Origin of the sequence: Mesorhizobium sp. M8A.F.Ca.ET.021.01.1.1 (assembly GCF_003998025.1) — a bacterium.
Lineage (GTDB): Bacteria > Pseudomonadota > Alphaproteobacteria > Rhizobiales > Rhizobiaceae > Mesorhizobium.
The window spans coordinates 1-7,943 of record NZ_RZSJ01000260.1 but is presented as its reverse complement, the minus strand read 5'-3'; the positions used below and the strand labels follow the sequence as shown (position 1 = coordinate 7,943).

Here is a 7,943-nt window from a genome sequence, read left to right as displayed (position 1 = left end):
GCCGGTGCCCGCGCGCCGCAAGGCGGCTGGGTGCGTGATCTGCTGACCGCCGCGTCGAACGATGCCGACCTCAGGCCGGCGGCCCCCCAAGCGCCCGCGGAAGCACCGCGCCCGGCCCCTGCCCAGCGTTCCCCGCTGCATGTCGTGGAATCGCTGAACTCGCTGTCCGTCGATATCGCGCGGGCCATCGATCACGATGCCTCGATCGAGCTGTGGAACCGCTACCGGCGTGGCGAGCGTGACGTCTTCACGCGCAGGCTCTACACGCTGAAAGGCCAGCAGACGTTCGACGAAATCCGCCGCAAGTACCAGGCGGAGGCCGAATTCCGCGCCGCCGTCGACCGCTATTGCGACGATTTCGAGAAGCTGCTCAAGGATGTCTCGCGCAACGACCGCGACAACATCATGGCGCAGACCTATCTCACGTCGGACACCGGCAAGGTCTACACCATGCTGGCCCATGCCAGCGGCCGCCTGCATTAAGCGGTCGCCAAGCCAAAACGAAAAAGGCGGGGGATTTGTCTCCCGCCTTTTTTCTTGAAGGGACTGATCTCGCCACCTGGAAGACGCATCCGGGTTTGGTCTCGCTTTTCCGGAACCGGATACTGACTTGTGAAGACGGCAATCATCTTCGACTGCGAGTTTCTCTGCCTTGAGGGCTCACAACGCAGATACTGGTGCGCGGCCCATGACCCGGATCCGGTCATCGCCCAGATCGGGGCTGCAAGGCTCGGCCTCGAAGGCGACTTCCCCGTGCTGGGCACGCACAAGGCCTACATCACGCCGATAGACCGATTCGGCGAGAGATACGCGCTTGGCCCGTTCTTCACCGGGCTGACCGGCATCACCGAAGAAATCATCGAGGCCGAAGGCGTCGGGCTGGAAGAAGCCCTTGCCGGCGTCGATCGGTTTTCCGATGGAGCTCGGTTCTGGTCCTGGGGCAAGGACGAACTGAACATGATCGCCATCAGTTGCTATGTCGCGGGCATCAAGCCGCCCATCCCGGCCACCCGGTTCGACAACGCCGTGAAACTGCTGATCGCGGCCGGCATGCCGATCGAGGACCTGGCAAGGACACCGAGCAACAAGCTTGCGCAATATTACGGCGTCGAACACCCGCCATTGCAGGGGCATGACGCGCTAGACGATGCGCTGTCCGTCACCTACACCCTGCAGCACCTGATGAAGACTGGAAAGCTGCGGCCGGACGTCTTCGACCGTCCGTAGCCCGAAAGATGGAACTCCTGCGCGCCTGGCGCTCAGATCACCGAATCGGTCCAGCGGACGATCTGCTTGGCCGCATCGCCGAAGGCCGCGTCGAGCGCGCCGACATAGGCCGGGTTGCCGCTGCCTGATACGGGTGCGGATGCGGTGAAGCTCTTGGAAGCCTTCACTTCGCCGTTGCGGTCGTTGAGCAGGCGCACGAACAGGTCGACCTCGGCATGTTCGCCGCCATTGACGCGGACCTCGAAGGACCGGACCTCGACGATCACCTGATAGTCGATCGCCAGCCCCTCGCCCGGCTTGCCGACGCCGGCAAAGCTGCCCGAGCGCTGGAACGTCTCGGCCAGCCGCGCCTGCACGATCAGCGGCAGGCGGTCGGCCCATTGCGCGCCCTTCAGATACTGGATCGAGCGGTCGGAGGGTTTGATGACGATGTTCTGGCTGTCCAGCGCCTTCAACGCCGAAGGCTGGGCGATCAGGATTTGCTTGCGGCTATGGCCATGCGCGTCGACCGATGGCGCCGACAGTTCGAACGTGTCGAGCGGTGCCGGCTTGCCGCCGAGAGCCGCGCAACCGGCAACCGCCAGCACAAGCAGCAGCGCAGCTGATTTCAACCCGCCTGTTCCAAGCCTACTCAACGCCACGCGTGATCCCCGCTGTCCCCGATCGTAAGATCAAACCCGCATTCACGAGCACTGTTCTTGCGGCGGGGCGGCGCCGAAGTCAACGCCGCGCCCTGCCGTCGAACTGACGAACCTCGCCCTCGCCACCCGAAAGGATGCGCTGCGGATTGCGGCTGAGATCCGTCACCGCTTCCTCGATGCGGTTGATCGAGCGGCGGCTGTCCTGCACCAGCGCCTCGACATTCTGCAGCCCCTGGCCCGAGAAGCGCGCCAGATTGTCGGTGATGACCCCAAGGCGGGCGTTCAGCGTATCGGCGACCTGCTTGAAGGATTTCAGCGTATCCCTTGCGTCGGCCATCACGCCGTCGGCCTGACCCGAGCCGAGCAGCTTGTCGACCTTGGCGAGTATGCCGTCGACCCGCACCGAGGCGTCGTTGAGCCGTTGCGCCAATTGCCTGGCGTCCTTGATTGTCTGGTCGATGTCGTCGGCCCGATTGGCGATCTTGCCGGTCACCTCAGCGATATCGGCAGCCGCCTTGTTGGCGTTGTCGCTGGCCTTCTGGATGTTGGCGAGCGCTTGGCGCACCTGCGCCGGGTCGATGCCGTCGAGTACGCCATCGACCTTGGCCAGCGTGCCTTGCGTCTGCTTGGCGAAGTCGTTGACCGATCCGACAGCCGTATCGACGTTCTTGATCACGCCATCCAGCTGCCGCGAGGTTTCCTTGAGGTTCCCCGTCACCGTGTCGACATTGGCAACGATGCTCTTGATCTTGTCTTTGTCGACGGCATTGAGCAGGCCCTCCGCTGCCTTCAACGTGCCGTCGAGCTTGCCTGAAACGCCTTTCAGCTCATCGGACAGCGCGCTGACGGCGGACAAGAACTTGTCGATGCCGTCGGAATTCCTGGCCAGTGCATCGGAAAACGTCCGTACGTTCTGCACGGTCTGCGTCAGCGGCCCGCGGACATCCTTGGTGAAGCCCTCCAGCTCCGTCAGCACCTTGTCGGCGCGGGTAAAGATGTTCTGCGCCGTCTGCAGCAGATTGGTCACGGCCGAAGGATTGGCGATGATCTCGGCGACCTTGCCCTCCTTTTCAGCCTGGTCGAGCAGCTTCACTTCCTTGGGGTCGGCGCCCTTGAGCTCGATATTGGCCTGCCCGGTAAGGCCGGCAAGGCCGATATCGGCCTGCGTCGACTTGGTGATCGGCGTCATCCGGTCGATCTCGGTGTCGGCGATGGCGACAGTCGGATTGTCGACGTCGATATAGACACGCTTGACGTCGCCAACCTTGACGCCGTTGAACAGCACGAAGCTGCCGCGGCCGAGACCAGAGGCCGAGCCCGGAATGCGCACCCGCAGCAGCGTCGTCTCGCCCCTGTCGCCGATCGCGGCCGTCCAATAGACGAAGCCGAAAGCCGCCAGGATCGCAACCAGCGTGAAAATGCCGACAATGACGTAGTTGGCTCTGGTTTCCATTGCTTCACTTATGGCTATGCACGAGCGGCAAGATCAAGTTGCCGTGCGCGTTTTCCGCGGAAATAGGATTTCACCCACGGTTCCTCGCTCTTCAGCATGTCGTCGATAGTGCCTTCGACCAGGACCTTTTTCTTGCCCAGCACCGCCACGTGGTCGCAGGCTGTAAACAGCGTATCGAGGTCGTGGGTCACCATGTAGACGGTCAGATCCATGGTGTCGCGCAGCTTGACGACGAGTTCGTCGAACTCGGCCGCGCTGATCGGGTCGAGGCCCGACGTCGGCTCGTCGAGAAAGACGATGTCGGGGTCGAGCGCCAGCGCGCTGGCAAGCGCGGCGCGCTTGATCATGCCGCCGGAGAGTTCGGAGGGAAACTTCTGCGCCGCATCCGGCGGCAGCCCGACCAGCTCGATCTTGAGCAGCGCCAGCTCGTCCATCAGCTTCCTTGGCAGGTCGAGATATTCGCGCATCGGCACCTGCACGTTCTCCATCACGGTCAGCGCCGAAAACAGCGCACCATGCTGGAACAACACGCCAAGACGCATGTCGATGCGCAGCCGCTCGATGTCGCTTGCCTTGTCGACGTCGACGCCGAACAGTTTGATTGTTCCCGACTGCTTGGGCATCAAGCCCAGAATGGTGCGCAACAGCACGGACTTGCCGGCGCCCGAGGCCCCGACGAACCCCAGTATTTCGCCGCGCGTGATGTCGAGCGACAGCTTGTCGAGGATCAGTTTGTCGTCAATGGCAACGGTGACGTCGTGCACCGAAAGGACGATTTCGCTGTCGACCTCGTCCTTCACCTCGACCCCATTGCCCTTCGCCATCTTGTCAGAACTCGATCGCTGCGTAGAACATGGCGAAAAGCCCGTCGAGGATGATGACGACGAAGATCGACTTCACCACCGAAGCGGTCACGTGCTGGCCGAGCGATTCGGCGCTGCCGCCAACCTTCATGCCCTCGACGGAGGCGATGGTGCCGATGATCATGGCCATGAACGGCGCCTTGATCAGGCCGGCGAAAATCGTGCTGAGATCGATTGCGACACGCAACCGGTCGATGAAGGCAGCGGGCGGGATATCGGAGTAAAGCCAGGCGGCGACAATGCCGCCGCCAAGTGCGGCAAAATTCGCGATGATCGTCAGGCAGGGCAAGGCGATCACCAGGGCAACCAGCCGCGGAAAGACCAGGACGCCGATCGGATTGAGGCCGATGACCTTCAGCGCATCGACCTCCTCGCGCATCTTCATGGAGCCGATTTCGGCGGTGATCGCGCTGCCGGAGCGGCCGGCGCCGCGGGCTTGGCCGGTGCGGCGCCGTCAGCCGGCTTGGCGGGCGCGGAGGCGTCAGCAGCGGCTCCCGGTGCCGGCAGTGGCTTGGGATTGTCCGACAGTGTGCGCAGATAAGCGATGACGTTGGCGCGGTCCTCATCCTTGGGCAGGCCGGCAAAGCCCATGGCCGTGCCCTTCACGAATTTCTTCGGCGAAGTGATGAAGTGGTTGATGTTGTCGTAGGTCCACTTCTCTGTGCCGCCCTTGGAGAATTCCTTCATGCCGGCCGAATAGGCGAAGCCTTCATGCTCGGCGACAGGGCGATCGACGAGATCCCACAGATCCGGGCCGACCTTGTTGGGGCCGCCCTTTTCGCCTGAATGGCAGGCCTGGCACTTCTTGAAGACGGCAGCACCGGCCTCGACATTGGCGGTCGCCAAGAGGTCGGCGATCGGCTTGGCTTCGGCGGCTGGAGCGGCAGCGCCGCCTTCGGCGGGCTCCGCGGCCTCGATGGCGAAGCCGGGCTTTTCCGGCGCCGGCGAGGCAAACAGCGCGTCGGACACAATGCCGACCGAGAAGACCACGAAAACGGTTCCGAGCAATCCGGCGAGCAGCTTGTTGACTTCGTTGGAATCCATACGCCCCTTGCTCCCTTTTCCGGCGGACCGAACCGTCCACTCCGTCCGTCGGTATCGAGACCTGCCCTCCAGGGCCGGTCAAATCGGGCGGAAACTAGGTCTTTTGCTCCAGCGTTGCAACACCTATAAGGGCGCTGCCAGTGAGACCTTTTGCCACTTTTCCTTGTCCTCTTTTCGAACGCCTCGCCAGACCGATGTCCACCCTGATCCTGATCCCGGCCCGCATGGCCTCGACCCGCCTGCCGGGCAAGCCGCTGGCCGACATTGCCGGCGCCCCGATGATCGTCCATGTCGCGCGCCGCGCGGCCGAAGCCGGGCTTGGCCGGGTGGTGGTGGCGACCGACACCCAAAGCGTGGCCGAAGCGGTGCGCGCGCATGGTTTCGAGGCGGTCATGACGCGCGTCGACCATGAATCGGGTTCCGACCGCATCCACGAGGCTCTGTTGGCGCTTGACCCCCGGGGCGAGGTCGAAACGATCGTCAATGTGCAGGGCGACCTGCCGACCATCGATCCCGGCATCATCGCCGCGTCGCTCAGGCCGTTCGAGGACGCCGCGGTGGATATCGCCACGCTCGGCGTCGAGATCGTCCGCGAGGAGGAAAAGACCAATCCCAACGTCGTCAAGATCGTCGGGTCGCCGCTCTCCGGCACGCGGCTGCGGGCGCTTTACTTCACCCGTGCCACGGCACCCTGGGGCGAGGGGCCGCTTTATCATCATGTCGGCCTCTACGCCTACCGTCGCGCCGCGCTCGAGCGTTTCGTCGCCCTGAAGCCGTCGCCGTTGGAGCGCCGCGAGCGGCTCGAGCAGCTGCGGGCACTGGAAGCCGGCATGCGCATCGACGCCGAGATCGTGCAGTCGCTGCCGCTTGGCGTCGACACGCCTGAAGACCTGGATCGCGCCAGGGAAATCCTTTCAAACTGAGATATCGGCATGCCTGAAAAGACCAACAGAATATCCTTCCAGGGCGAGCCCGGCGCCAATTCCGACACCGCCTGCCGCAACGTCTATCCCTCGATGGAGCCGTTGCCGTGCCCGACCTTCGAGGACGCCTTCAATGCCGTCGAGACCGGCAAGGCCGATCTCGCCATGATTCCGATCGAGAACACCATCGCCGGACGCGTCGCCGACATCCACCACCTCCTGCCGGAATCCAGGATGCACATCGTCGGCGAATATTTCCTGCCGATCCATTTCCAGCTGATGGTGCTGCCCGGCGTCAAGCGCGACGAGATCAAGACCGTACACACACATATCCACGCGCTCGGCCAATGCCGCAAATACATCCGCAAGAACGGCTGGAAGGGAGTGGTCGCCGGCGACACGGCGGGCGCCGCCAAAATGATCTCCGAGGTCAAGGATCGCACCATGGCCGCGCTGTCGCCGGCGCTGGCCGCGACGCTCTACGGGCTCGACATTATCGAGGAGAATGTCGAGGACACCGACAGCAACGTCACCCGCTTCGTCGTCCTGACCAAGAGCAAGCAATGGGCCGAGCGCCCGTCACCCGACGTCAAGATGATGACGACCTTCATCTTCCGCGTCCGCAACGTGCCAGCCGCGCTCTACAAGGCCATGGGCGGCTTCGCCACCAACGGCATCAACATGACCAAGCTGGAGAGCTACCAGCTCGGCGCCTTCACGGCGACGCTGTTTTACGCCGACATCGAGGGCCATCCCGACGATCCGCTGGTCAAGCTGGCGCTGGACGAGCTTCGCTTCTTCTCGCGCGAGGTGCGGATTCTCGGCGTCTATCCGGCCAGCGAGTCGCGCGAGCAATGGAAGGTGGCGGATTGAGCTACCAGCCCAGCGGCACGTAGTCGATTTCCATGAAGGTCTCGACCTCCGGCACCCAGCGGTCGCGCACGAAGGCGACATGGTCGGGATGGTCGTTGTACCTGGTGTAGGCCGCCTGGTCGGCGAACTCCATCGAGAAGCCGAACTGATAGTCGTTCTTGGGGCTGACCTGCCGCAATTGCTCGAAATGCGTGACGCCCCGGATCGCCGAGAGGATTTTCCTGGCGTCGATGAGAAACCGCTTTTCCTCCAGCGAGTGCGGCGGGTGCTTCAGCGTGAAGACGACGGTGTGACGGATCATTTGTCTCTCCTGCAATGACTTCGATGACTATTCGCTGTCGACCCAGGCGCGGATGAGGTGATGCGCGATGGCGCCTTTCGGCGGGGTGACCAGCGTGTCGGGATGCGTGCGGTCCAGCATCAGGCGAACCTCGTCGCGCAAAAACCAGCGGCAATCCTCCAGTTCGTTGAGGTCGGCCTGGATGTCTTCGTTGAGCGGCTCGCCGAAGCATCCGATCATCAGCGAATAGGGGAACGGCCAGGGCTGGCTCGCGTGGTAGACGACGCGGCCGAGCCGGATCCCGGCCTCCTCCAGCGTCTCGCGGCGCACCGCCGCCTCGATCGTCTCGCCGGGCTCGATGAAGCCGGCAAGTGCCGAATACATGCCCGGCGCGAAGTGCCGGCCACGCCCGAGCAGGCATTTGTCCCGCGTCGCCGTCAGCATGATCGCCACCGGGTCGGTGCGCGGAAAATGCTCGGTGCCGCAATTCGGGCAATGGCGCTTGTAGCCGCCCGCCCGCATCTGCGATTGCGTGCCGCATTTGCTGCAGAAGCGGTGGCTGGCGTGCCAGGCGAGCAGGGCCGCCCCTTGTGCCATGGCGCCGGCGGCGGCCTCGTCGATCAGTCCTTGCATATAGAC

At 63.7% G+C, this 7,943-nt stretch carries 10 protein-coding genes and 1 pseudogene; 4 read left to right on the top strand and 7 right to left on the bottom strand.

Annotated features, from left to right (window positions below):
* Together EOA36_RS19915 and EOA36_RS19910 are read left to right on the top strand one after the other, a co-directional pair.
* Positions 1-483, top strand: a 483-nt coding sequence (locus EOA36_RS19915) for a hypothetical protein (protein WP_145969230.1), incomplete at its 5' end; no start/stop codon positions are given.
* A gap of 129 nt (positions 484-612) precedes the next feature.
* Positions 613-1,227: a 3'-5' exonuclease gene (locus EOA36_RS19910; RefSeq protein WP_127279085.1), complete on the top strand. Its 615-nt coding sequence runs from the start codon at positions 613-615 to the stop codon at positions 1,225-1,227.
* Positions 1,228-1,259: 32 nt separating this feature from the next.
* On the opposite strand, the gene EOA36_RS19905 is transcribed toward EOA36_RS19910, so the two are convergent.
* The 5 genes and pseudogenes from EOA36_RS19905 to EOA36_RS19885 form a co-directional block, all read right to left on the bottom strand.
* A complete protein-coding gene (locus EOA36_RS19905; protein WP_245464412.1) occupies positions 1,260-1,838 on the bottom strand; it encodes an ABC-type transport auxiliary lipoprotein family protein in 579 nt (192 codons plus the stop codon).
* A 109-nt stretch (positions 1,839-1,947) separates the two neighbouring features.
* Positions 1,948-3,321, bottom strand: coding sequence for an MlaD family protein (locus tag EOA36_RS19900; protein ID WP_127279083.1), 1,374 nt, complete (start codon positions 3,319-3,321; stop codon positions 1,948-1,950).
* Positions 3,322-3,335: 14 nt separating this feature from the next.
* On the bottom strand, positions 3,336-4,145 hold the full coding sequence (locus tag EOA36_RS19895; protein ID WP_127279082.1) for an ABC transporter ATP-binding protein: 810 nt from the start codon (positions 4,143-4,145) through the stop codon (positions 3,336-3,338).
* A 4-nt stretch (positions 4,146-4,149) separates the two neighbouring features.
* Positions 4,150-4,611 (bottom strand): annotated as a pseudogene (locus tag EOA36_RS19890) (ABC transporter permease); the annotation flags it as partial.
* Positions 4,566-5,228 carry a cytochrome c family protein gene (locus EOA36_RS19885; protein WP_127279081.1) on the bottom strand — a complete coding sequence of 221 codons (663 nt, stop codon included), beginning with the start codon at positions 5,226-5,228 and terminating at the stop codon, positions 4,566-4,568. The gene EOA36_RS19885 and the pseudogene EOA36_RS19890, both read right to left, overlap by 46 nt.
* 194 nt (positions 5,229-5,422) lie before the next feature.
* Here EOA36_RS19885 and EOA36_RS19880 point away from each other — a divergent pair, with 194 nt between their 5' ends.
* Both EOA36_RS19880 and EOA36_RS19875 read left to right on the top strand, forming a co-directional pair.
* The gene (locus tag EOA36_RS19880) at positions 5,423-6,151 is read left to right on the top strand and encodes a 3-deoxy-manno-octulosonate cytidylyltransferase (RefSeq protein WP_127279080.1); all 729 of its coding nucleotides are present in this window, start codon (positions 5,423-5,425) and stop codon (positions 6,149-6,151) included.
* 9 nt (positions 6,152-6,160) lie between these two features.
* Positions 6,161-7,024: a prephenate dehydratase gene (locus EOA36_RS19875; RefSeq protein WP_127279079.1), complete on the top strand. Its 864-nt coding sequence runs from the start codon at positions 6,161-6,163 to the stop codon at positions 7,022-7,024.
* Between the two features lies 1 nt (position 7,025).
* Here EOA36_RS19875 and EOA36_RS19870 read toward each other — a convergent pair whose 3' ends face one another.
* Together EOA36_RS19870 and nudC are read right to left on the bottom strand one after the other, a co-directional pair.
* Positions 7,026-7,325, bottom strand: a complete 300-nt coding sequence (locus tag EOA36_RS19870) for a Dabb family protein (RefSeq protein ID WP_127279078.1) — start codon at positions 7,323-7,325, stop codon at positions 7,026-7,028.
* A gap of 27 nt (positions 7,326-7,352) precedes the next feature.
* Positions 7,353-7,943 (bottom strand): NAD(+) diphosphatase (gene nudC, locus EOA36_RS19865; RefSeq protein WP_127279077.1); only part of this gene is annotated, 591 nt, incomplete at its 5' end.